This window comes from Bradyrhizobium sp. CCBAU 51753, from assembly GCF_015291565.1.
GTDB lineage: Bacteria > Pseudomonadota > Alphaproteobacteria > Rhizobiales > Xanthobacteraceae > Bradyrhizobium > Bradyrhizobium ivorense.
Genome location: NZ_CP030037.1, coordinates 5,884,952 through 5,907,439, shown reverse-complemented (window position 1 = coordinate 5,907,439; position 22,488 = coordinate 5,884,952). Strand labels below are relative to the sequence as shown.

Here is a 22,488-nt window from a genome sequence, read left to right as displayed (position 1 = left end):
GTCAGCTCTTCCGGCCACGCTTGCGCGCGTTCTTCGGCTGAGCTGCAGGGCCTTGCTTCGCCGCGTCTTGCTTTTTTGCGTCTTGCAGCCGCGCGCTCTTGCGCAGCGCGTCCTTCAGGTCGATCGGAATACCGTGCTTCTTGAGCAGGTCGGCGAAGGCCTCGTCGGCCAGCTCTTGCAAGGTCGCCATCCGGTCACGGCCGAGCTGCTTCAGCTTGTCGAACGTGTCGTCGTCAAACTCGATCAGCTTGCGCAAATTGCATTGCTCCAATGTCAGCCGGAACTGCCGCCTTGCGGGTTCGTTGATTCCCAGCAAGGGAGAAGCTCCATGCGCAAACTATCCGTCACCGCCGCACTCGCGACAATCGCAATTCTGCTGGCGCCTTCGATTACCGTAGCCCAAGGCACTGGCACTGGCACTGGTACTGCCGCCGGCACCGGTACCGGCAGCTCCTCGACGGGCAGCCCCAGCCCGACGTCACCGCAGATGTCGTCCCCGCCGCAAGGCACCAACAGCGCTGGCACCGCGCAATCCTCCGGCAAGCCGAACAGTGGCCCCGGCGTGACGACTGGCTCGGCGACGACGCAAAGCGTCGACAAGGCCATCGAGAACGAGAACAAGGCAGTCGACCACCGGTTGAAGGGCATCTGCCGCGGTTGCTAGAATGTCGGCGGCCGCCGCTTTGGTTAACGCTGGTCGCGCAGAAGTGAGTGCGGCATGGCGCGCGGGCGGGAAGCTGCGGTCTTACATTGGTTTAGCATGATCGGACGCAGGGACGCGTCGAAGGATTCTTCTTTAGAGGAGTAACGGGTGATGTTGCGTAAAACGATGATTGCCTTGATGGCGACGGCCGCGGTCGGCCTGCTCACGGTCGACGCCGCGTCTGCACGCGGTGGCTTTGGCGGCGGCGGCTTCCGCGGCGGCGGTGGCGGTTTTCATGGCGGTGGCTTCGGCGGCTTCCGCGGCGGTGGCTTTGGCGGCGGTGGCTTCCGCGCGATGGGCGGCGGCTTCCGGACCGCAGCGATCGCCGCTCCCGGCTTCCGCGGCGGCGGCGCATGGGCCGGCCGTGGCTGGTACGGCGGCGGCTGGCATGGCGGCTATCGTCGCGGCTGGGGTTACCCGCTCGCGGCGGCGGCAATCGGCGCCGGACTGGCTTACGGAGCCTACGGCGGTTACGGCTATTACGACGACTACTATGGCGGCGGCTATCCGTACTACGCCGGCTATGGCTACGGTTACGGCCCCGGGTACGGTTACGATGATGGGTACGGTTATGGAGACGGCGGCTGCTACCTCGTCCGCCGCGGCGTCATGACGCCGTACGGCTGGCGGGTCCGCAGCGTGCAGGTTTGCAACTGACGTTGACCAGCGACGCCGGCCGATCGATTTGATCGCCCTGCGGCCTCGGCGCTTTCGCGCCGGGGCCGTTATCTTGCCGGGCGCATCGCGCAAGCCCGCCGACGACCAACGTGGTCAGCCGAGCACGCCGTATTTCTTCAGCCAGGCCTGCATCTGCTTCCAGCCGTCCTCGGCGGCCTCCTTGCGGTAGCTCGCGCGATAGTCGGCATGGAAGCCGTGCGGCGCACCGGGATAGACCTTGAACTCGGCGGTCTTGTTGTTTGCGGCCAGCGCTGCCTTGAAGGCTTCCACGCTGGCAACCGAAATGCCGGTATCCGCCTCGCCGTAGAGACCCAGCACCGGCGCCTTCATGTCAGGTGCGAGCTGCATCGGGCTCTTCGGCCACAGCGGGTTCGGCGGGTCGAGCGGCGCGCCGTAGAAGGCGACGCCGGCCTTCAGCGCGGTCGAATGCGCGGCGTACTCCCACACCGTGCGTCCGCCGCGGCAGAAACCGACGATGCCGAGCCGCGAGGTATCGCCGCCCTGCGATTTGGCCCAGGCCACCGTCGAGTCGAGGTCACCCAGCAGCTCGGCATCGGGCTTGGCGTTCACGAACTGCACCAGCTGCGAGGTATCGGTGATCTTGGTGAGGTCGCCCTTGCGGAAATAGTAATCCGGCGCCACCGCGAAGGCGCCAAGCTTGGCGAGCCGGCGCGTCACGTCCTTGATGTATTCGTGCACGCCGAAGATCTCCATCGCGACCAGCACCACCGGCGGATTGTTGACGCCGGCGGGGCGGGCGAAATAACCGGGCATCTCGCCATCGGCGACCTTGATCCTGGCGTCGCCGACCGTCAGCCCGCCGGTGTCGGTCTTGATCACGTCGGCACGCACGGGACCGGCGGCCAGCGTGTAGCCTGCGGCAACGGCGGCCGATGCGGTCATGAAGCCGCGGCGCGATACCGGCGCGGGCTTTGTCAATCCGATGACATCCTGGGTCAGAATGGGTTCGGCGCTCATCAACGTCCTCCTGCGGGATCAAGGAGGCGCATTCAGCAAACAAAGCGTCCGCTGGCAAATCACCAGCCTGCGAGGATGGGAGCGCAAAAAAAACAAGGCCGTCGACGTAGTATACCGTCAACGACCTTGCCAGCCCCGGATATTGAAATCGGCTCACGCCATCCGGTGATTTAAGGATGACTCGGATTCGAAGGGCGATATGTGAACCACTTCACAAACCCCGCGATTAAATTCACGCTAGCGGGTACACCGGAAAAATACGGGGTTTGGGCGGATTGCAAAGGGATTAGCCGCGCGAGCGGTGGCGCTTGCGATAGGCGCTCCGCTTCGACCGCTTTCGCGGCGAGGGCTCCGCGGCCGGCTCATTGGCTTGCGCGTTGGCCTGCGCCTGGCGCAGACCCTCGATCTGCTCGGTCAGCGCGGCGATCTGCTCGGAGAGCTTCTTGTTGTCGGCCTGCTGCGCGGCGATCTGCCGGCGCAGGGTCTGCAGCTGGTCCTGTACCGTCTGCAACTGGTCGATCGATTCCTGCTGGGTCGCTTCCAGCCCCTTGGTCTTTTCCACCAGGGCCTCGGAGACCTGCGCGGTCTTCGCCTGCAGCTGGCGGGCGGCCACCATCCGATCGGTCTCGGGCATGTTGCCGGTAAAGCTGCGGTAAAGCGCGATCGAGCCGATCCCGAACAGCACCAGCACCAGCGCCACCGCGCCGATCGCAATTGGCTGCACACCAATACGGCTGCTCAGCTCTGCATTCCGGGGGGCAAGTTCGACCATGCGACCAAAACCGGACATCAACTGAAAGGTTCCGATTAGCACAACCTCTCGGCGCGGGCAAAACCGGGCATTCAAGCGGCCCGCCACCCGATCGGCGAAATGCCGCAAATTCGAAGCTTTTGCCCCAAACCGGGACGGGGCCGGGGGCAGAGTGTGCCCCGCGCGCGCCCCGGCCGCGTCTCAGGTCGCGGACGCGATCAGGCCGACTCTCATGTCTCTGGCGACATAGACGCAGGTGTCGTCGGCCAGCACCCGGCCATCGGCGATGCCGAGAACCAGCCGGCCACGCCTGACCTTGCGCATATCGACCTCATAGCGCACCCGCCGGACCTCCGGCGTGATATGTCCCCTGAACTTGACCTCGCCGACACCGACCGCGCGGCCTCGGCCGGCGGAGCCGGACCAGCCCAGCCAGAAGCCGATGATCTGCCACATCGCGTCGAGGCCGAGGCACCCCGGCATCACCGGGTCGCCGGCAAAGTGGCAGGCGAAGAACCAGTGCTCCGGCGTGATGTCGAGCTCGCCGACGACATGGCCCTTGCCGTACGCGCCGCCGTCCAGGCTGATCTCGGTGATGCGGTCCATCATCAGCATCGGCGGCGCCGGCAGCTGCGCGTTGCCGGGCCCGAAATAGCCACCCGCGCTCGAGCGCAGCAGATCGGCCTTGCTGTAGGACGATTGCGGCCGGTGAAAATCGTGCGGATTGAACATGATGACGTCAGATCTTTGACTTCTGGCTGAACCTTAGCTGCCGCGCCTCGAGGGCCGGGCCTGCGCTTTGGCGGGCAGCCGCAGCGCGGCGGCCATGAAGGCCCAGATGTCGTCGGTGAGCCTCGCCGGATCGGGCCGCCGTTCGCCGGTGAACGCACCGATCAGCGCCTGGCGAATGCCGCCGATCATCAGCGCGATGGTGAGGTCGGGATCGATGTCGGCGGAGACGATGCCGTCACGCTGCGCCGCCTCAAGCATGCGCGCGCCACCCGCGAGCTGCCGGCGGGTGAAGGCGGTCTCCACATCCAGCACCTCCGGCGCTCGGCTCAGCGGACCGATCACCAGCGGCGCAAACGGGTGGTCGTAGTGAAACGCGACATAGGCGCCGATTCGGGCTTTCTCCCGGACCGCCCAGCTCGTTGCCGGCAGCTTGGCGCCGCCGAACGCCGCCTCATCGAGCTGGCCATAGAACGCCTCGACGACGGCGGCGATCAGCCCGGCCTTCGATCCGAAGTGGTGATAGGCGAGCCCGACCGACGCACGCGCCCGCCGGGCGACGGCCTGCATCTCGAGGTGGCCGTGGCCTTCGATCAGCTCGTCCTGCGCTGCGGCGAGCAGCTTTTCGCGTGTCCCAAGCATCTTCCGTTGTCTGAATTGAATTCAATTCAATTCCAGCTTCGCTGGATTGTCAAGCTTGCGTCGGGACGGCCGGATCAAACCGCGGAGGGGGGCTATGACGTTTGCGATCAACCGAGATGCAGGGCGCAGCTTCGGCCGCCCGCTACGCCGCCTTTTTCAGTTTCAATTCAAATCCCATGGCGCGAAGGGCGCCAAGAAAGGTGCTCAGCCGGGGATCCCCATCCTTGCTGAGGGCCTTGTAGAGGCCGGCCTTTGTGATCCCGATATCCTTCGCGATTTGCGGCAGACCTTTTGCTCTCGCGATATTGCCGAGTGCGTGAGCAATAACCTTGGGGTCTCCGTCCTCAAAGGCCGCTTCCAGATACGCGGCAATGGCTTTTGGAGTGCTGAGATAGTCGGCACTATCCCACTTCGTGGTCTTGGTCACGGTGTCTCTCGATCGCGTTCATCGCGCAACTGGCTAAACCAGTTCTCGAGTACATCGATCTTGCGAACCGCGATCGCAAGTAAACTATAGTATACTGATAGGATCGGTGGCAACGGTGGGTTTGCTGCACGTGCCTTCGAATGCGTGTTCGAACTGCAGCTCCGCCCGTGCTTCAAGCGCCTTCAGTGCGTTGTCGCGCATCCCTCAAAAAGGGTGCGGCCAGGCTTTGGGGGAAGCCTGGCCGCGCGCGAACCGGTCTGGGACGGGGAGGGGTGGGGATGTGACCGGGTCGCGTAACCAAAATCCTTCTTCGCTTCAGCGCGAGCTTGCCGTCGAGATCGCCGGGCGGCTGTCACCGAGCGAGACCCACACATTGGGATCGCTCTGCGATTGCCGCTTGACGAAGCGGTAGCCGGTGTCGGTCCAGGCGACGATGCTCTCGTTCTGATTGTCGAGCACGAACTCGCCCTTGTCGGTCTTCACCGTCAGCACCGCGTGGCCTTCGCCCTTCTTGTCGCGGACGACCGTGATCAACAGCGCCTCGCGCGGCCAGCCGGCATCCATCAGCATCTTGCGCTTCAGGAGCACGTAGTCCTCGCAGTCGCCGTAGCCGTCTGATGGCAACGACCATTTCTCGATCACGCCCCAATGATCCATGTCGGTCATCGGCTTGATGGTCTCGTTGACCCATTTGTTGACGCGCACCAGGTCGCGCCAAGCGGTCTGCGACAACACGATGTCGCGTGGTTGTGTCGCACCGCCGCGGCAGTCGCCCGGATTCTCGGTGCAGAATTCGACCCAGCCGATCGGCGAACGCGCGACGTCGCCGAGACTGGCGTAGACCACGTCGCCGGCCTTGGCCGACGCGCAAGTCGCAAACAGGATGGCGGCAACCGCCAAACCTTTCCCCTGTCCCCTGAACCCAAACATTGTGGCCCCCGTTCTTCTTGTTGGGACCATGTTTGACACAAAGGATTTGCACCGCCGCTAAGTGCGTGAAGTCGATTTGACGCGAATACTGGTAAAAGCTGCGGCGAATTCGATCTGTACTTGAATCGAATTTGCGTAAAATTTGAAACGACTGCAGTTGATTCAAATTTTACGCATTAACCGGCCCGCGCCTTGTTCCATCGCGATTTGCGGGCGAAACGGAACCGCCGTTAACCGCCGAAATGCATGCGCCCAAACGCGGCGAAGGCGGCCACCGGAGCTCCGGGGCCGCCTTCGCGCACTGAAAGAATGGGTTTTGAGTGGGCTGGCGCTTTACCTGGCGGTAACGCTCTCTTCGAGCGTTTCCGCGGCCTGCTCGTGAACGAACTCGAGCGCAAAGCCTTCCTCGAGGTTTCGCACCACCCGGGCCTGCACCTTGCCCAGCATCACCAGCGACTTCAGCGGCGGGCGGTTCTCGGCGGCGATGGCTGCGCCCGACAGCGAGAGGTCGATGATGCGGCAGGTCATCCGCGTGCCGTCTTCCTGGGTCAGCAGCGCGATCGGGTTGCGCGGCACGATGCGGTCGTGGCGGCGATCCTCCGGCAGGTTGAGGATGTCACGGTTGGCGAGCCAGGTGAGCTGGGCGGCGAGCTTGTCACGCTTGCGCGCGGTGGCCCCGATGGTCATCGCAAAGCCGTTGTCGATGATCCGGGTAATGCGGCCCTCGACCCGGCCGATATGGTCGAGATAGGCGATCACGCGGTCGCCGACATTGCCGATGCCGGGCGCCAGCAGCGCGAGGCCGCCCGGGGACATGTTGATAATCTGGCAGGGAAACTCGCGCCGGTCGGGCAGCATGTAGCGGCCGAGCAGGTGGACCTTGACGCGCTGGAAGCGTCGCCGTTCCTCGGCTACGGGGACGACGGTAGTTTTCTTCTGTGCAAACGACATCACCACAAACCCGACCACCGTCCATTCGGAGCCCCGACGACCCTAAGGCTGATAGGGTTAACGGGGCGTTACGGCGGCGTGCATCAAGTACAGGCAATAGGCCTGCGGTTGAGTGACGCGCCGCATGTCGGCCGCCAGTGGAACCCAGACGCGGCTGATCCGCCCGAGACGATCGCGCCGGCCCCGATCAGCAAGGCGCGCGGAGGGCCACGGTGCCGCGGGCGACATTGGCATCTCCAATGGCTTCACCTAGCCTGTCGCTCAGGCGCGCCATAACAAACGCCACAACGACAACAAGAGGGAGGACAACCGATGCAGCAGATCCGCGTCTGCACGCATGAAGGGCCGGGCGCAAAGCCCGTCATCCGCACCGTGCCGTGGCCCGAGGTCGGCAAGAAGGCGGCACTGATCAAGGTTGGCGCCTGCGGTGTCTGCGGCACCGATCTGCACATCCTGAAAGGGCACTGGCCGAAGCCGCTGCCATGGCCGTTCACGCTCGGCCATGAGCTCGGCGGCGTCATCGTCGAATGCGGCGGCGAGTTCACCGAGGACTTCATGAGCAAGCCGCTGCAGGTGGGCTCGAAGGTGATGATCCCGCCCTTGATGCCGTGCGGCCGCTGCTACTACTGCATCCACTATCCGCAAAGCGCCAACAAATGCCTGACGCCGGTCTATTACGGCCGCTATCTCGGCTTCGACAAGCCGCCGCACATGTGGGGCGGCTGGGCCGAATATGTCTATGTCGATCTCGACATGCTGCCGGGCACCAAGATCTACAAGCTGCCCGACGACATGTCGCTGCGGCTCGGGGCGCTGTCCGAGCCGCTGACCTCCTGCATCCGCGCCTTCAACCGGGCCACGCGCGCCGGCGGCTTCAGCTGGGGCGACACGGTGGTGATCCAGGGCTCGGGGCCGATCGGCATCCTCGCGGTCGCCGCCGCGCAGGAGATGGGAGCAGGGCGCGTGATCTGCGTCGGCGCGCCGGAGGTGCCGCGGCTGGCGCTGGCGCGAAAGTTCGGCGCCGAGGCGACTGTCGACATCGAGCAGCTGAAGACGCCGGAGCAGCGCATCAAGGCCGTGCGCGACATCGTCGGCGGCTTCGGCGCCGATCTGGTGATGGATTGCTCGGGGCATCCGACCGCGGGGCCCGAGGGCATCGAGATGCTGCGCGACGGCGGCACCTATGTCGAGATGGGCCAGTTCACCGATGCGGGCTCGATCGACACGTCGTGGCATCGCATCTGTACCAAGGACCTCAACGTGCTCGGCTCCTGGGGCTTTACCGGCAACGACCTGCCGCTCGGCGTCGACATGCTCTATCGCACGCGGAGCAAATATCCCTGGCTCGACATGCAGACCATCTACCCGTTTACGGAGGAAGGTGTCGGCCAGGCGGTCGCGGACGCGATGGCGATGAAGACGGTGAAGTCGACCATCGTGCCGTGGCCGGAACTGGTGGGGTGATCGCCATGCGTGCCCCGCTGCAATTCGTGTTGCAGCGCTTCCAAGGGTGTCGAGGCTGCGGCGGTAACACGCAGGTACCCTTGATATTACTCGCGGGCGCGGCGGCCCGGCGCTAACATCCCGTCATGCAATCGAACCGGGTACCGCCCACGGAGGGCGCGAGCGCGACATTTGCGTGGGGGAACGTGTCGGACGAATTCGCGCTGTTCAAGACGCTCAGCGCGGAACAGCGGCTGAGGGCCCTTGCGGCAATGACCCGGCAGGATCTGGTGCGCGGCCAGCTGCTGGTCGAGCAGGGCGGATCGTCGGACGCATTGTACCTCGTGCTGCACGGTGCGCTCGCCGTGTACCGGACCAATCATCCCGAACCGATCGCCGAGCTTCGCGCCGGTGAACTGGTCGGCGAGATCGGCTTCTTTGCCAACATCCCGCGCACCGCCAATGTGATCGCCATCAGGGACTCAAGCGTGCTGGTGCTGACGCGCGCGGCCTATGCGACACTGGTGCAGGAGGCGCCGGCCATCGGCGATGCGTTGTTAGCTGCGCTCGCGCAGCGCTTTGCCCGCGAAACCGCGCGCCTGATCCCGGTGCGGGCGTCGCCGAAGGCGCGAACCGTCGCGCTGATCGACTGCGGCCGCGAGCCGGTGCCTCCCGGCTTTGAGCATCGGTTGCGTCAGGCGCTGGCTGCGGCCGGCGCCGAGATCGTTGATCTCGCACGCCTTCAGGCGATGTTTCCCCGACGCGCGCTGGACGCGTCCGAGATCTCCGACTGGCTCAATCAGCTCGAATACAACGCGCCGCTGGTGGCTTATTTCGGCGGCTGCAAAGCCTCCGATTGGGCGCACAAGGCGATCAGGCAGGCCGACCTCGTCGTGTTCGTCTGCCGCGGCAATGCGCCCGCGCCTGATCTCACCGAAGTCGAAAGCTTCGCCTGCACGGTTCACCCGGTCGCGGCGCGGCGGCTGGTTCGCGTTCATGACCATCGGCGCCACGAGGTCAGCGGCACCGCGGCGTGGCTGGCGCGGCTGCCGTGCTTCATGCATCACCATGTCGCGCTCGAGGACCAGATCGATATCGACAGTCTGGTTCGCTTCCTGTGCGGACGCGCCGTCGGATTTGTCGCCGGCGGCGGCGGCAGTCAGGGCACCGCCCATGTCGGGGTCTACAAGGCGTTTTGCGAGCGCGGCGTCACGTTCGACATCTTCGTCGGCACCAGCGTCGGCTCGGCGATGGCGGCCGGCTTTGCCAAGAACTACGATGCCGAGCATCTCGAGCGCGGCACCCACGAGATCTTCGTCTCCAGCCGCAGCTTCCGCCGTCCAACCTGGCCGCGCTACGCGCTGCTGGACCATAAGGATTTCGACGCCGCGCTCGCCGATCAGTACGGCCATAATTGCCGGATCGAGGATTGCTGGCGGCCGTTTGCGGCGGTCGCCACCAATCTGTCGACGCACAGCCTCGAACTGATCCGGACCGGCCTGCTCTGGCAGGCGGTGCGCGCCTCGAGCGCGATCCCCGGCCTGCTGCCGCCGTTCTACACCGGTGACGGATTGATGCTGGTCGACGGATGCCTGGTCGACAACGTGCCGCTGGGGCCGATGCAGCAGCTGAAGAGCGGCCCCAATCTGGTGGTCCATTTCGGCGATCCGGCGACCGAGATGTTCAATGTCGATTATGCTGCGCTGCCAGGGCGCCTCGAACTGCTTGCGGCGATGCTGCTGCCGTTCGGCAGGAAGACGCTTCCCGCAGCGCCGAGCGCCGTCAACGTGTTGTGGCGAAGCCTGGTCGCGCATCAGCGCTACGATACCTTGCCGACCACGCCGTCAGACGTGGTGATGCGGCCGCCGACGCCGTTCGGCATCGACGTGACGGACTTCGACCGCCATCGGGAGATCTTCCAATCCTCCTACCTCTGGGCCCGCGACACCATCGCCGGCATGGAGGCTGCGCATCATCCCGCCCTTGCGGCGATCGTCGCGTCGGTCGGTCGCGCGGACAGCACGGCGCCCGCGACCGCGGCGGCTTCCCAGGCTTCGCTCGTGCCCTGAGCGGTCGGCCTGACCTGCCATATCCCGATTGGCTGCACCGCTTCGGTGGCAGTTGCGAATGCCGGCGAACTCGACCATCGTCCCGCGCCAGAGCGTTTTCCAGCGAAGTGGATACCGGTTCGCGTCAAGAAAACGCGTCAAAAAAGAATCTAGAGCTCCGTTCCGATTCCGTCGGAGCGGAGCTCTTAATCCGGAGATGATGATGCCTTTTGACTTGATCCTGCGCGGTGGCCGGGTGATCGACCCCTCGCAGAAGCTCGATGCCGTGACCGATGTGGCGTTCAGGGGCGGCAAGGTGGCCGCGGTCGGCAACGCGCTCGCCGCCGATCCCGCGACCGAGGTGCGCGACGTGTCCGGGCTGATCGTCACGCCGGGGATCATCGACCTGCACACCCATGTCTATTGGGGCGGCACCTCGCTCGGCATCGATGCGGAGGAGTTTTGCCGCACCTCGGGCGTCACCACCGCGGTCGATACCGGCAGCGCCGGCCCGGGCAACTTTGCCGGTTTCCGCAAGCATGTGATCGAGCCGAGCCAGGTCCGCATCCTCGCCTATCTGCACGTCTCCCATGCCGGCATCTTCGGCTTCTCTGACCGGGTGATGGTCGGCGAGAGCGAGGAATTGCGGCTGATGAATCCGGTCGACGCCGCGCGCGTCGCTGACGCGAACCGCGACCTCATCGTCGGCATCAAGGTGCGGGTCGGGCTGTTCGCCTCCGGCACATCGGGGATCGTGCCGCTCGAGATCGCGCTGGAGGTTGCGGAGCAAGTCGGCATGCCCCTGATGGCGCATATCGACCATCCGCCGCCGAGCTATGAGGAGGTGCTGGCGCGCCTGCGTCCCGGCGATGTGCTGACCCACGCGTTCCGTCCATTCCCGAACACGCCGGCGACCGCGCAGGGCACGGTGAAAAGGAGCGTGCTCGAGGCGCGCGAGCGCGGCGTGATCTTCGACATCGGTCACGGCAAGGGCTCGTTCGCGTTCAAGACCGCGCGCGCGATGCTCGCCAACGGCTTCTATCCCGACACCATCTCGTCTGACATCCATCAGCTCTGCATCGACGGCCCCGCGTTCGACCAGGTGACGACGATGTCGAAATTCCTCTGCATGGGGATGCCGCTGCCCGACGTGATCGCGGCCTCCACGGTCAATGCGGCGATGGCGCTGCGCCGGCCGGAGCTCGGCAGCCTGAAGCCGGGCAGCGTCGGCGACGCCACGCTGATCTCGGTGCGGGAAGGGCAGTTCGACTATGTCGACGTGGTCGGCGAGCACCTGACCGGCAATCGCAAGATCGCGTCGGAAGGCGTCGTGATCGGCGGCCGCTGGTGGCACCCGACATGACCGGCGCCGGCGCTTCACCTCTCCCCGTCGGGGAGAGGTCGGATTGCGCTCGGCGATGCGAAGCATCGTCCGGTGCAATCCGGGTGAGGGGTCTTGCTCTCGATAGACCGTAACCCCTCACCCGATTTGCTGCGCAAATCGACCTCTCCCAAGGGAGAGGTGGACCTGCTGTGCTGCTGCAGATGAACGCAATCCAATCATGCATGTCTAATCAGCGACGATCGGCCCGAACGGCTCCCATCGCTCGCCGGTGAAGCGCATCATGCGGAACTGCTTGATCACGCGATAGTCGGCGCGGCTGGTGTTGATGGCAAGGCCGGGCAGCAGCAGATCGAGCTCGACGTTGTTCAGGTTGGCAGCCTGGCGCATGATGTTGTCGCGCGAGACATCGTCGCCGCATTGTTTCAGCACCTGCACCAGCAGCTCGGCCGCGCTGTAGCCGTAGACCGTGAACAGGCTCTTGCGGTCGCCCTCCGGATAATACGCGTCCATGAATGCGCGCCATCTCTTCATGCCGGCATCGTCAGCCCAGCTAGGATCGCTTGCCTCCTTGAACGAGCTCGCCGAGATCAGTCCCTTGGCATTCCCGACTCCCGCCGGCACCAGCACCGCGTCGATCGAGGACGAACCGACGCCGAGCAGGTGCAGTGGTTGCCAGCCGAGTTCGGCCGCCTTGCGGATGGCCTGGGCGGCGAATTTCGGCGCGGCCATGTCGATCAGCACGTCGATCCCGGCGGCCTTGAGCCGGACCACCTGCGTATCGATGGTCGGGTCCGTCACGTCATAGGGGGCTTCCGACGCGAGCATCGCCGGCGCCCGCGCGCCGAGCGCGTCCTTCAGCCCCGCGAGATATTCCTTTCCGCTCTCGTCGTTCTGGTAGAGCAGGCCGATCCTGGCATTAGGATGATTGTCGAGAATGAAACGCACATAGACGCGGATCTCGGTGCGCAGGTTCGGCGCAAATCCCATGGTCCATGGAAAATTGACCGGATCCTCGAACCGCGTGGCGCGCCCGCCCGCAAACAGTTGCGGGACGTGTCGGTCGTTGAGGTATTTCTGCACGGCGATGTTTGGCGCGTTGCCGACGCCCTGGAACGTGAACAGGACCTCGTCGCGTTCGACCAGCTTGCGAACCTGCTCGACCGTCTTGGCCGGCGTCGCGGCATCGTCATAGGAGATCAGGTTGATCCGGCGGCCGTTGACGCCGCCGCGGTCATTGATCATGCGGAAATAGGCCTCCTGCACCTTGCCGATGACCGCGAAGGCCGACACCGGGCCGCTATAGGGCATCGTCTGTCCAACCTTGATTTCGGTGTCGCTGGCGCCGGGATCGTATTTGCGGCTTTCGGCGCGCATCTCGGCCGCGGCGAATAGACTGAGGCTGATGATTGCCGCTCCGATCGCCGGTCTGCGCCATATTGCAGGCATCGCGGGACTCCACGGTCGGCGGTAAGACGAAACATCAAGCGCGTGCCGGTTCTCGCGACGCGTCGATGCAGCAAACCGACCCTACAGCATCGGCGCACAAACGGTCTCGCAATGTTGTCGGGCGTTTTGCCCGAAGCGGCGTGGAAATACGCCCGACTGATCAGCAATCGCGGCAACGTGATCGCGCGGATGTCGCGCGATTCGTTCCGCGGTTCATGCTGTCAGCAAAAAAAGATTGGCACGCCGCACTGCGTCCCTCGCCTTGTGCCGGCAAGGCCGCGCACCACATCTCCGCACCGCAATTCTTGGGTGCAGGTTTGGGTTCCCAAACCGCCCAGTTGCGAATTGTGGAGATGGACTATGGACTTCCTCGGTTTTCTTAATGGCTCAGGTTTAACCCAACCGGCCATTTGGATCGCTGCAGCGGTCGCATGTGTGATCCTGCTGCGCGTATCAAACGTATTTCGTTACATTCCAAACAATCAGGTCGGCATCGTCGAAAAGCTATGGTCGCTGAAAGGTTCGATCGATGACGGCTTCATCGCGCTGAACGGCGAGGCCGGCTTTGAACCCGAAGTGCTGCGCGGCGGCCTGCACGTGATGTTTCCCTTCATGTACCGGATTCACACCTCCGACCTCGTGACCGTCGGCCAGGGCAAGATCGCCTACGTGTTTGCGCGCGACGGTGCGCCGCTTGAGCTCTCGCAGGTGCTCGGCGCCAACGACACCGAAGACAAATCCGACTTCCAGGACGCGCGCCGCTTCCTGCTCGGCGGCGGCCAGAAGGGCCCGCAGCGCAAGGTGCTGCGCGAGGGTACCTATGCCATCAACACCACGCAGTTCGCCGTCATCACCGACGAGCGGGTGTATGGCCATGCGCTGAGCGAGCGCGAGCGTGGCGTGCTCGAGAGCATGCAGCTCACGATCACCGAGCGCTGGGGCTTTGCCCCGGTGGTGCTGGCCGCCGATCACGATCTGGTCGGTGTCGTCACCGTGCATGACGGTCCGTCGCTGCCTCCGGGCGAGATCATCGCGCCCGAGGTCGGCACCGACCTGCGCGAGGAGGCGACCTTTCACAACAATTTTCAGGAGCCCGAGAAATTCCTGGCGGGCGGCGGCTATCGCGGCCGCCAGCTGCAGGTGATCGTCGAGGGCACCTGGTACATCAACCGCCTGTTCGCGACCGTCGAGGCGGTGCCGAAGACCGTGATCCCGGTCGGCAATGTCGGCGTCGTCATCTTCTACACCGGTCCGCGCACCGACGACGTCTCGGGCGAGCAGTATCGCCACGGCGAGCTCGTGCTCAACGGCAGCCGCGGCGTCTGGAAGGATCCGCTGCTGCCGGGCAAGTACGCCTTCAACACCTATGCCGGCAAGATCGAGATCATTCCGACCGTCAACTTCATCCTGAAATGGGTGCGCGGCGAGGTCGGCGCGATGAAGCTCGACGAGAACCTGTCGGAAATCTCGCTGATCACCAAGGACGCGTTCGAGCCGACGCTGCCGCTCTCGGTGGTGATGCATATCGACTACAAGAAGGCGCCGATGATCATCCAGCGCTTCGGCGACGTGAAGAAGCTGGTCGAGCAGACGCTCGATCCGATGGTCTCGGCGTTCTTCAAGAACATCGCGCAGAAGATGACGCTGATCGAGCTGTTGCAGAACCGCGCCGCGGTCCAGGCCGAGGCGGCGGACGAGATGAAGGCGAAGTTCGAGAGCTACTCGCTCGACCTCCAGGAAGTGCTGATCGGCACGCCGCGCGCCGCGGCGGGTGACCACACCATCGAGAACATCCTGATCCAACTGCGCTCGCGCCAGATCGCGCGCGAGCAGATCGAGACCTATCAGGAGCAGGAGAAGGCCGCAGTGCAGGAGCGCGCGCTGAACGAGGCCAAGGCGACGGCGGCGGCGCAGACCGCGCTGACGCAGTCGCTGATCCAGGTCAAGGTCAACGAGAACGAGGGCGCGGCGGCCCTTGCGCGTGCGCAGAAGGACGCCGAGACCCGCAAGGTCACCGCCGCCGCGGTCGGCGAGCAGTCGCGGCTCGAAGGCCAGGGCGAGGCCGACCGGGTGCTCGCGGTCGGCGCCGCCAATGCGCAGGCGACCAAGCTGGCGGTCGATGCCTATGGTGGCCCGGAGTACCGGCTGGCCGAGCAGAACTTTGCGAAGTTCGCGGATGCGCTGACGCGGATCAACCAGCCGCTGGTGCCGCAATTCCTGATGTCGGGCGGGCCGGCGGGCGAGGGCTCTGGTGCGGGTCTGATCCCGACCGCGATGCTGAGCTCGCTGTTCGGGCAGATGATGCCCGGCGCGCTGGAAAAGCTGAAGGACGAGGCGCCGAAGCCCGCGCGCCGCGCTAACGGCCAGTGACGTTGCGCGCTGCCACCTCTCCCTCTGGGAGAGGTCGGCGCGCAGCGCCGGGTGAGGGGTTACGGTCCCTCGTGGGCGCCGTGGCCCCTCACCCGATTTGCACTGGACGATGCTTCGCATCGCCAGGGGCAAATCGACCTCTCCCAAGGGAGAGGTGAACCGAGTCTGCGGCTCGATCCATGCTATTCGCTCTTGTCGATGTTCCAGAACACCGGCGGTGCCGGGCCTTCCAGCACCCCGCTCAGCGATTTCCTCCAGGCGCTCGGTAGCCGGAACTGGCCGAGCGGAATGTAGACCACCTGCTCATAGGCTTCCTTCTGGATCTCGAGCGCGAGCTGCTTCTGCTCCTCAGTAGAAGTCGCGCGCGCATAGGCGTCACGCATCTGCTCGAGCTTGTCGTCCTCCGGCCAGCCGAACCAGGCGCGCTTGCCGTTGGCGGCGATCTGGTTGTTGACGATCGGGTTCATCACTTCGGTGGCGCCGGTGAAGGTGAAGAACATGTTCCAGCCGCCTTCCTTCGGCGGCTTCTGGCTGGCGCGGCGGCTGACCACGGTCTGCCAGTCGGTCGCCTGCGCGTCGACGTTGAAGCCGGCCTCGCGCAGCCGCTGCGCCGCCACGATCGGCGGCCCCTTCAGCGTCTGCACGTCGCCGGGCACCATGATCACGACCGGCGTGCCGTCATAGCCGGAGGCGGCCAGCGCCTTCTTGGCCTCGGCCATGCCGCCTCCCTTGATCAGCGTCCCGGCGCCGGCGTCGCTGGCGAGCGGCGTGTCGCAGGCGAAATAGGCGCCGCAGATCTCGTAATATTTCGAGTTGCCGACGGTGGCGTCGAGCACGTCCTTCTGGTTCAGCGCCAGCAACGCGGCGCGGCGGATTTTGACGTTGTCGAACGGCGGGTGCAGAAAATTCATCCGGCCGTTGATCTGGAAGCCGAACTTGTTGAGCACCGCGACATTGAGCTCGGCATTGGCCTCCAGCACCGGCAACAGGTCGATCGACGGCTGCTCCAGGAAATCGATGTCGCCGGATTGCAGCGCGTTGATCGCGGTCTGCGCATCCGGCATCGTGATCCACTCGACGCGATCGACCTTCGCGACCTTGCCGCCCGAGGTCCACTCCGGCTTCTCCTTGCGCGGCACATAGTCGGCGTTGCGCTCATAGGCCGCCTTCACGCCCGGCTGGAATTCGCCGGCTACGAACTTGAACGGGCCTGAGCCGATCTGCTCCGGAATCTGCTTGCCGGCCGGCGTCTCCGCCAGCCGCTTCGGCATCATGAACGCGACATAGGAGGACGGTTTCGAGATCGTCTCCAGCACCAGGCCGTAGGGCTCCTTGAGCTTGAGCACGATGTCCTTCGGCCCGCCGGCCTCTAAGCTCGCGGTGAAATCCATCAGCTTCTGCGCCATGCCGTCGACGGTGGCCCAGCGCTTCAGCGAAGCGACGCAGTCCTCGGCGGTGACGGGCGCGCCGTCATGCCATTTCAACCCGTCGCGCAGCGTGAAGGTGTAGGTCAGCTTGTCGTCGGAGACCGTCCATTCCGCCATCTGAGGCCGCACCTTGAAGCTGGCATCGATGCCGAGCAGCGTGTCGTAGACCATGTAGCCATGGTCGCGGGTGATGTAGGCGGTGGTGAAGCCGGGGTCGGTGATGCGCAGATCGGAATGCATCACCGCGGTGATGGTCTTGCCTTTGCCCGCGGCGGCGGCGCGCGACGTCGGCACGGCCGGCATCGCGATCGGCACGCTGGCCGCAAGCTTGAGGAGAGTTCGGCGCGAAACATGGGGCATCGCTGTCTCCCGATATGACCGCCGCATGCTTCACTAATCCGCGATCCAAAGCAAGCAAGGGTCCGATCGGATCGAGGCCGGCGATGCTGCAACTCTGCCGCGCAAGCGCGCATCCTGCATAGGAGCCTGCGCATTCCACCGCATCTCGAAGGCTGTTCGGACCGCGGTCCGCCGTGTAGGCTTGCGGTCTGCCGGCCAAGATAAGGCCCCCGCCAAGGGAACAAGCAGCCGAGGGAGACTAAGGTAGCCTCATGACCGATATCCGATACGTAGCACCGCGCACGCTTGATGAAGCGATTGGCGCATTCGCTGCCGCCGGAAGTGCCGCCCGCATTATGGCAGGCGGCACCGATTTGTTGGTGCAAATGCGCTCCGGCCTGGTGCGGCCGGGATTGATCGTCGACATCAAGAAGATCGGCGAGATGACCGAAATCACCGAAACCGCCGACGGCGGTTTTCGGGTCGGCGCCGCAGTCTCCGGCATGGAGCTGTTGGAGCATCCGCGCTTCGGCAAGGTCTGGCCCGGCGTGCTCGAGGCCGTCAACCTGATCGGCTCCAAACAGGTGCAGGGCCGGGCATCGGCCGGCGGCAATCTCTGCAACGGCTCGCCGGCCGGCGACAGCGTGCCGGCGATGATCGCGGCCGGTGCCGTCGTCACCCTGCAAGGCCCGAACGGCCGCCGCGAGCTCAAGGTCGAGGATGTGCCGGCCGGCCCCGGCCGCACCAACCTCAAGCAGGGCGAGATCCTGGTCAGCTTTACCTTGCCGCAGCGGCCCGCGGGATCGAGCGACGCCTATTTGCGTATGATCCCGCGCACTGAGATGGACATCGCGGTGGTCGGCCTCGGTGTCAGCCTGACCCTGAAGGACGGCGTCTGCACCGCGGCCCGCGTCGGCCTCGGCGCGGTGGCGCCGACCGCGCTGCTGGTCGAGCCGGCGGCCAAGGCGCTGATCGGCTCGAAACTCGACGTAACAGCGCTGGAAGCTGCAGCCGCTGCTTGCCGCGCCGCCTGCCGTCCGATCGACGACAAGCGCGGCACCATTGCCTATCGCGTCAAAACCGCAGGCGTGCTGCTCAAGCGCACGACCGCGATCGCCGCCAAGCGCGCCGGAGGAAACTAGCACCATGGCGAAACTGCACGTCACCACCACCGTCAACGGCGAGCCGACGGAATTTTTGTGCGAGCCGTATGAGACCATGCTCGACGCGCTGCGTGGCCAGCTCGGGCTCACCGGCTCCAAGGAGGGCTGCTCGTCCGGCGATTGCGGCGCCTGCTCGATCACGCTCGACGATCGGCTGGTGTGTTCCTGCCTGATGCTCGCGGCCGAGGCCGAGGGGCATCAGATCCGGACCATCGAGGGCATGGCCAACGGCGAAAGACTGCATCCGCTGCAGCAGAAGTTCCTGGAGCACGCCGCGCTCCAGTGCGGCATCTGCACCTCGGGCATGCTGGTCGCCTCCGACGCGCTCTTGAAGCAGAATCCGGACCCGACCGAGGAGGAAGTCCGGTTCTGGCTCGCCGGCAATCTCTGCCGGTGCACCGGCTACGACAAGATCGTCCGTGCGGTGATGGAGACCGCCGCCGAAATGCGCCAGGGAATTCAGGAGGCAGCGCAATGAACGTCCTCAACAACAAATGGATCGGCCAGCGCACCATCCGGCCCGACGGCGTCGACAAGGTGACGGGCCGCGCGGCGTTCGCCGCCGACACCACGATGCCCGGCATGATCTGGGGCAAGGTGTTGCGCAGCCCGCATCCGCATGCGCGGATCAAGTCGATCAACACCGCGAAGGCCGAGGCGCTGCCCGGCGTGAAGGGGGTCGTCACCGCACGTGACATCGTCGATTTCACGATCGAGAAGGGCGCCGTGATGCTCGGCATCCAGGACATGCGCTGGATGTGCCGCAACGTGATGGCGCGCGACAAGGCGCTGTTCCCCGGCCACCCCGTCGCCGCGGTGGCGGCGACCACGGAAGCGATCGCCGCCGAGGCCTGCAAGCTGATCGAGGTCGACTATGAGGTGCTGCCCTGGGCGATCGAGATCGACGACGCGCTGAAGGACGGCGCGCCGATCCTGCACGAGTTCAACAGGTTCGACGGCAAGCCGTCGAACATCATGGGCCGTATCGAATCCAAGAAGGGCGACATCGCGCAAGGTTTCAAGGACGCCGAGATCGTGATCGAGCGCTCCTTCACCACGCGCCCGGTGCACCAGGGCTATATCGAGCCGCACGCCTGCCTGATCTCGGTTGCGGCCGACGGCAAGACCACGATCTGGTCGTCGAGCCAGGGCCAGTTCATGGTGCGCGCGATGACCTCGATGCTGACGGGCATCCCGCAGAGCGACATCCGCGCCATCCCCGCCGAGATCGGCGGCGGCTTTGGCGGCAAGACCATCGTCTATCTCGAGCCGCTGGCGACCCTGCTCGCGAAAAAATCCGGCCGTCCGGTGAAGATGGTGATGACGCGCGAGGAGGTGATGCGCGCCACCGGTCCGACCTCGGGCTCCAAGAGCACGGTGAAGATCGGCGCCAAGAAGGACGGCACCATCGTCGCCGCCCACGGCGCGTTCTACCTGCAGGCCGGCGCCTTCCCGGGCTCGCCGATCCGCGGCGCGGTCGGCTGCAGCTTTGCGCCCTACGACATCCCGCACATTCTGTCGGAAGGCTTTGACGTCTGCTCCAACCGCTCCAAGGTCGCGGCCTATCGCGCGCCGGGCGCGCCGATCGGCGCCTATGCGGTGGAATGCGTGCTCGACGAGCTCGCCGAGGCCCTGAAGATGGACCCGCTCGAACTGCGGCTGAAGAACGCGGCGAAGGAGGGCACCAAGGCGGCGCACGGCCCGGTGTTCCCGCGCATCGGCTACATCGAGACGCTAGAGGCGGCAAAGAACCATCCGCATTATGCCGCGCCGCTCGGCAAGCTGCAGGGACGGGGCGTCGCGTCGGGCTTCTGGTTCAACGCCGGAGGCGAATCCTCCGCGCAGGTCAACATCACCGAGGACGGCAACGTCGTCGTCACCACCGGTCACCCCGATATCGGCGGCTCGCGCGCCGGCATCGCCAACATCTGCGCCGAACTGCTCGGCATCGACTACAAGCGCATCTCCGTCATCATCGGCGACACTCAGACGGTCGGCTTCTCCAACCTGACCGGCGGCAGCCGCGTGCTGTTCGCCTCCTCGATGGTGGTGACGCAGGCGACCGACAAGATCATCGCCACCCTGCGCGAGCGCGCCGCGAAGATCTGGGAGATCGACCCCGAGGCGGTCAAGTGGGAGGACGGCGCCGCGCATCCGGTGAGCCCGAATGCCGGCGAGTTCAAGCCGCTGACGCTCGCCGACCTCGCCGAGAAGGCGCCGTCGCAGGGCGGTCCGATCGGCGCCAGCGTGCAGCTCAACACGCAAGGCGCCGAGGGCGGCTTCGGCACCCACATCTGCGACGTCGAGGTCGATGTCGATCTCGGCATCGTCCGCGTGATCCGCTACACCGCGGTGCAGGACGTCGGCCGGGCCATCCATCCGAGCTATGTCGAGGGCCAGCTGCAGGGCGGCGTGGCGCAGGGCATCGGCTGGGCGCTGAACGAGGAGTACATCTACAACAAGGACGGCAAGGTCGATAATCCCGGCTTCCTGGACTATCGCATGCCGGTCTGCTCCGATCTGCCGATGCTGGATTGCGCGCTGGTCGAAGTGCCGAACCCGAAACATCCGCAGGGCGTCAAGGGCGTCGGCGAAGTGCCGCTGGTGCCTGTCATGGCCGCGGTGGCCAACGCGGTGCACAACGCGCTGGGCAAACGCTTCTACAGCCTGCCGATGTCGCCGCCAAAGGTGTCGGAAGCGCTGGACGCGCCAACGCAACAGGCGGCGGAGTAGGGGACGCTTCACCTCGCCCCGCTTGCGGGGAGAGGTCGCAACGCATCGCCAGATGCGTTGCGGGTGAGGGGGAGTCTCCGCGAGCGCAACTTTCGCCGTCCATGCGGAGACGGCCCCTCACCCCAACCCTCTCCCCGTAAGAACGGGGCGAGGGGGCGCAGGCCGCGCCCTGTTGACACCGCTCCCCCCGATGCGGTCCTCTCGGAACGATCTCAATCGGGCCGTTGAATCGGATGTCGACCCTGGAAGCTGCATTGCGAGGCGGGGCAGTCGTGCTGCTGCTGTTCCGCATCGTGACGCTGGCCCGCGACGCGCGAAGCAATCAGGTCAGCCGCTATTCCGCACTGCTGCTGATCGGCATTGCAGCCTATGTCGTCGAATCCGCTCCCAATTTCGGCGCGCTGGATTTGCGCTGGCGATGTCTGGTCCACCTCGTCGGCGCCGGCACGCCGGTCGCATTCTGGCTCACGATGGGCGCGATCTTCACCGATGAGTTTCGCCCGCGCTGGTACCACGCGCTCGCCTGGCTGGTGTTCATCGTGCTCGGCGTGCTCGAAACGTTGGGCCGGCCGACTTACACCAGCGCGGCGCTGCACTCCGCCTTGCTGCTGCTTTGCCTGCTGCTCGGGATCTGGCATGCGCTGGCCGGCCGGGCGACCGACCTGGTGGAGGGAAGGCGCCGGCTTCGCGTCTGGTATGCGGTTGCGATCGCGCTCTACACGGTGCTAAGCGTCGCGTCGGACTGGATCTGGCCGGGCGCGCTATCGTCCGCACCCTTCAGTCTCGCCAATGCCGCCGCGCTGGTCGGGTTGATCTTCCTGTTTGCGGCGGTGGGCTCGCTGCCATCGACCGGAGAGCCGATGGCGCCGGCTGTGGCGCGCGCCGGGTCGAAGCCATCCGCCAACGGCAGCGAGCCGGCCGCGTCGGCCGATGCGGCGCTGGTCGAGGCGCTGCGCAGGCTGATCGACCACGACAAGGTCTATCGCGAGCCGGACCTCAGCGTGACGTCGTTGGCGCAAAAGCTCGACATTCCCGAATATCGGCTGCGCCGCCTGATCAACGGGCAACTCGGCCATCGCAACTTCAGCGCCTTCGTCAACGGCTATCGGCTGGCCGAGGCCGAGGCCGCGCTGCGCGATCCCGGCCAGGCCGAGGTGCCGATCCTGACGATTGCGCTCGACGCCGGCTTCGGCTCGATCGGCCCCTTCAACCGCGCCTTCAAGGCGCATACCGGGCTCACCCCGACCGAGTACCGTCGTGCCCGACTCGGTGGCGCTGAGGGCGCCGAGCCCTTGCCGATTCCGAAATAATCCGCCCGTTTGCAGAAATCGGCCAGTCCGGGCGCCGGAATCGGCGCGCGGCGCAGTTTCGCATGTGCAACCGTC

The 22,488-nt window shown here is 65.5% G+C and carries 21 protein-coding genes; 11 read left to right on the top strand and 10 right to left on the bottom strand.

Features of this window, described 5'->3' with window-relative positions; translation table 11 throughout:
• Position 1: 1 nt before the first annotated feature.
• On the bottom strand, positions 2-256 hold the full coding sequence (locus XH93_RS26985; protein ID WP_194469816.1) for a hypothetical protein: 255 nt from the start codon (positions 254-256) through the stop codon (positions 2-4).
• A gap of 72 nt (positions 257-328) precedes the next feature.
• Between XH93_RS26985 and XH93_RS26980 the strand changes: the two genes are divergently transcribed.
• Together XH93_RS26980 and XH93_RS26975 are read left to right on the top strand one after the other, a co-directional pair.
• The gene (locus tag XH93_RS26980; protein ID WP_194475547.1) at positions 329-664 is read left to right on the top strand and encodes a hypothetical protein; all 336 of its coding nucleotides are present in this window, start codon (positions 329-331) and stop codon (positions 662-664) included.
• A gap of 150 nt (positions 665-814) precedes the next feature.
• Positions 815-1,360, top strand: coding sequence for a hypothetical protein (locus tag XH93_RS26975; RefSeq protein ID WP_194469815.1), 546 nt, complete (start codon positions 815-817; stop codon positions 1,358-1,360).
• 114 nt (positions 1,361-1,474) lie between these two features.
• Here XH93_RS26975 and XH93_RS26970 read toward each other — a convergent pair whose 3' ends face one another.
• The 7 genes from XH93_RS26970 to XH93_RS26940 form a co-directional block, all read right to left on the bottom strand.
• Positions 1,475-2,284 carry a dienelactone hydrolase family protein gene (locus XH93_RS26970; RefSeq protein ID WP_371815124.1) on the bottom strand — a complete coding sequence of 270 codons (810 nt, stop codon included), beginning with the start codon at positions 2,282-2,284 and terminating at the stop codon, positions 1,475-1,477.
• 361 nt (positions 2,285-2,645) lie between these two features.
• Positions 2,646-3,131 (bottom strand): hypothetical protein, encoded by a 486-nt coding sequence (locus tag XH93_RS26965; protein WP_139858571.1) that lies wholly within the window; start codon positions 3,129-3,131, stop codon positions 2,646-2,648.
• Positions 3,132-3,311: 180 nt separating this feature from the next.
• Entirely contained in the window at positions 3,312-3,842 is a 531-nt protein-coding gene (gene fabA, locus XH93_RS26960; RefSeq protein ID WP_194469813.1) for a bifunctional 3-hydroxydecanoyl-ACP dehydratase/trans-2-decenoyl-ACP isomerase, read from the bottom strand.
• Between the two features lie 33 nt (positions 3,843-3,875).
• The gene (locus XH93_RS26955; RefSeq protein WP_194469812.1) at positions 3,876-4,481 is read right to left on the bottom strand and encodes a TetR/AcrR family transcriptional regulator; all 606 of its coding nucleotides are present in this window, start codon (positions 4,479-4,481) and stop codon (positions 3,876-3,878) included.
• Between the two features lie 142 nt (positions 4,482-4,623).
• Positions 4,624-4,908 (bottom strand): addiction module antidote protein, encoded by a 285-nt coding sequence (locus XH93_RS26950; RefSeq protein ID WP_194469811.1) that lies wholly within the window; start codon positions 4,906-4,908, stop codon positions 4,624-4,626.
• A 315-nt stretch (positions 4,909-5,223) separates the two neighbouring features.
• Positions 5,224-5,838 carry a transglutaminase-like cysteine peptidase gene (locus tag XH93_RS26945; protein ID WP_172626986.1) on the bottom strand — a complete coding sequence of 205 codons (615 nt, stop codon included), beginning with the start codon at positions 5,836-5,838 and terminating at the stop codon, positions 5,224-5,226.
• Between the two features lie 333 nt (positions 5,839-6,171).
• Complete coding sequence (locus tag XH93_RS26940) at positions 6,172-6,789, bottom strand: PilZ domain-containing protein (protein ID WP_139484529.1); 618 nt, start codon at positions 6,787-6,789, stop codon at positions 6,172-6,174.
• A 312-nt stretch (positions 6,790-7,101) separates the two neighbouring features.
• Between XH93_RS26940 and XH93_RS26935 the strand changes: the two genes are divergently transcribed.
• From XH93_RS26935 to XH93_RS26925, 3 genes are all read left to right on the top strand, one after another.
• Positions 7,102-8,253: a zinc-binding dehydrogenase gene (locus XH93_RS26935; protein WP_194469810.1), complete on the top strand. Its 1,152-nt coding sequence runs from the start codon at positions 7,102-7,104 to the stop codon at positions 8,251-8,253.
• Between the two features lie 185 nt (positions 8,254-8,438).
• Complete coding sequence (locus XH93_RS26930) at positions 8,439-10,301, top strand: cyclic nucleotide-binding and patatin-like phospholipase domain-containing protein (RefSeq protein WP_246799310.1); 1,863 nt, start codon at positions 8,439-8,441, stop codon at positions 10,299-10,301.
• 202 nt (positions 10,302-10,503) lie between these two features.
• Positions 10,504-11,643, top strand: a complete 1,140-nt coding sequence (locus XH93_RS26925; RefSeq protein ID WP_194469808.1) for an amidohydrolase/deacetylase family metallohydrolase — start codon at positions 10,504-10,506, stop codon at positions 11,641-11,643.
• A 207-nt stretch (positions 11,644-11,850) separates the two neighbouring features.
• On the opposite strand, the gene XH93_RS26920 is transcribed toward XH93_RS26925, so the two are convergent.
• Positions 11,851-13,071: an ABC transporter substrate-binding protein gene (locus XH93_RS26920; protein WP_194469807.1), complete on the bottom strand. Its 1,221-nt coding sequence runs from the start codon at positions 13,069-13,071 to the stop codon at positions 11,851-11,853.
• Positions 13,072-13,136: 65 nt separating this feature from the next.
• On the opposite strand from XH93_RS26920, the gene XH93_RS26915 reads away from it, so the two are divergent.
• Together XH93_RS26915 and XH93_RS26910 are read left to right on the top strand one after the other, a co-directional pair.
• Positions 13,137-13,454 carry a hypothetical protein gene (locus XH93_RS26915; RefSeq protein ID WP_194475546.1) on the top strand — a complete coding sequence of 106 codons (318 nt, stop codon included), beginning with the start codon at positions 13,137-13,139 and terminating at the stop codon, positions 13,452-13,454.
• Positions 13,432-15,441 carry an SPFH domain-containing protein gene (locus XH93_RS26910; RefSeq protein ID WP_194469806.1) on the top strand — a complete coding sequence of 670 codons (2,010 nt, stop codon included), beginning with the start codon at positions 13,432-13,434 and terminating at the stop codon, positions 15,439-15,441. Before XH93_RS26915 ends, XH93_RS26910 begins: the two co-directional genes overlap by 23 nt.
• A 182-nt stretch (positions 15,442-15,623) precedes the next feature.
• Here the strand turns inward: XH93_RS26910 and XH93_RS26905 are convergent, their stop codons facing one another.
• Positions 15,624-17,228, bottom strand: a complete 1,605-nt coding sequence (locus XH93_RS26905; RefSeq protein ID WP_194469805.1) for an ABC transporter substrate-binding protein — start codon at positions 17,226-17,228, stop codon at positions 15,624-15,626.
• 260 nt (positions 17,229-17,488) lie between these two features.
• Between XH93_RS26905 and XH93_RS26900 the strand changes: the two genes are divergently transcribed.
• The 4 genes from XH93_RS26900 (at position 17,489) to XH93_RS26885 (ending at position 22,413) form a co-directional block, all read left to right on the top strand.
• Positions 17,489-18,349, top strand: a complete 861-nt coding sequence (locus XH93_RS26900) for a xanthine dehydrogenase family protein subunit M (protein WP_194475348.1) — start codon at positions 17,489-17,491, stop codon at positions 18,347-18,349.
• 4 nt (positions 18,350-18,353) lie between these two features.
• Positions 18,354-18,848, top strand: a complete 495-nt coding sequence (locus tag XH93_RS26895) for a (2Fe-2S)-binding protein (protein ID WP_194469804.1) — start codon at positions 18,354-18,356, stop codon at positions 18,846-18,848.
• Entirely contained in the window at positions 18,845-21,103 is a 2,259-nt protein-coding gene (locus XH93_RS26890) for a xanthine dehydrogenase family protein molybdopterin-binding subunit (RefSeq protein ID WP_194469803.1), read from the top strand. Before XH93_RS26895 ends, XH93_RS26890 begins: the two co-directional genes overlap by 4 nt.
• A gap of 254 nt (positions 21,104-21,357) precedes the next feature.
• Entirely contained in the window at positions 21,358-22,413 is a 1,056-nt protein-coding gene (locus XH93_RS26885; protein ID WP_194469802.1) for an AraC family transcriptional regulator, read from the top strand.
• Positions 22,414-22,488: the final 75 nt, after the last annotated feature.

Coding starts and splice junctions, on each gene's coding strand:
- XH93_RS26980 (WP_194475547.1), top strand. CDS start 329: ATGCGCAAACTATCCGTCACCGCCGCACTCGCGACAATCGCAATTCTG.
- XH93_RS26975 (WP_194469815.1), top strand. CDS start 815: ATGTTGCGTAAAACGATGATTGCCTTGATGGCGACGGCCGCGGTCGGC.
- XH93_RS26970 (WP_371815124.1), bottom strand. CDS start 2,284: ATGACCGCATCGGCCGCCGTTGCCGCAGGCTACACGCTGGCCGCCGGT.
- XH93_RS26965 (WP_139858571.1), bottom strand. CDS start 3,131: ATGGTCGAACTTGCCCCCCGGAATGCAGAGCTGAGCAGCCGTATTGGT.
- fabA (WP_194469813.1), bottom strand. CDS start 3,842: ATGTTCAATCCGCACGATTTTCACCGGCCGCAATCGTCCTACAGCAAG.
- XH93_RS26955 (WP_194469812.1), bottom strand. CDS start 4,481: ATGCTTGGGACACGCGAAAAGCTGCTCGCCGCAGCGCAGGACGAGCTG.
- XH93_RS26945 (WP_172626986.1), bottom strand. CDS start 5,838: ATGTTTGGGTTCAGGGGACAGGGGAAAGGTTTGGCGGTTGCCGCCATC.
- XH93_RS26940 (WP_139484529.1), bottom strand. CDS start 6,789: ATGTCGTTTGCACAGAAGAAAACTACCGTCGTCCCCGTAGCCGAGGAA.
- XH93_RS26935 (WP_194469810.1), top strand. CDS start 7,102: ATGCAGCAGATCCGCGTCTGCACGCATGAAGGGCCGGGCGCAAAGCCC.
- XH93_RS26925 (WP_194469808.1), top strand. CDS start 10,504: ATGCCTTTTGACTTGATCCTGCGCGGTGGCCGGGTGATCGACCCCTCG.
- XH93_RS26920 (WP_194469807.1), bottom strand. CDS start 13,071: ATGCCTGCAATATGGCGCAGACCGGCGATCGGAGCGGCAATCATCAGC.
- XH93_RS26915 (WP_194475546.1), top strand. CDS start 13,137: ATGCAGCAAACCGACCCTACAGCATCGGCGCACAAACGGTCTCGCAAT.
- XH93_RS26910 (WP_194469806.1), top strand. CDS start 13,432: ATGGACTTCCTCGGTTTTCTTAATGGCTCAGGTTTAACCCAACCGGCC.
- XH93_RS26905 (WP_194469805.1), bottom strand. CDS start 17,228: ATGCCCCATGTTTCGCGCCGAACTCTCCTCAAGCTTGCGGCCAGCGTG.
- XH93_RS26895 (WP_194469804.1), top strand. CDS start 18,354: ATGGCGAAACTGCACGTCACCACCACCGTCAACGGCGAGCCGACGGAA.
- XH93_RS26890 (WP_194469803.1), top strand. CDS start 18,845: ATGAACGTCCTCAACAACAAATGGATCGGCCAGCGCACCATCCGGCCC.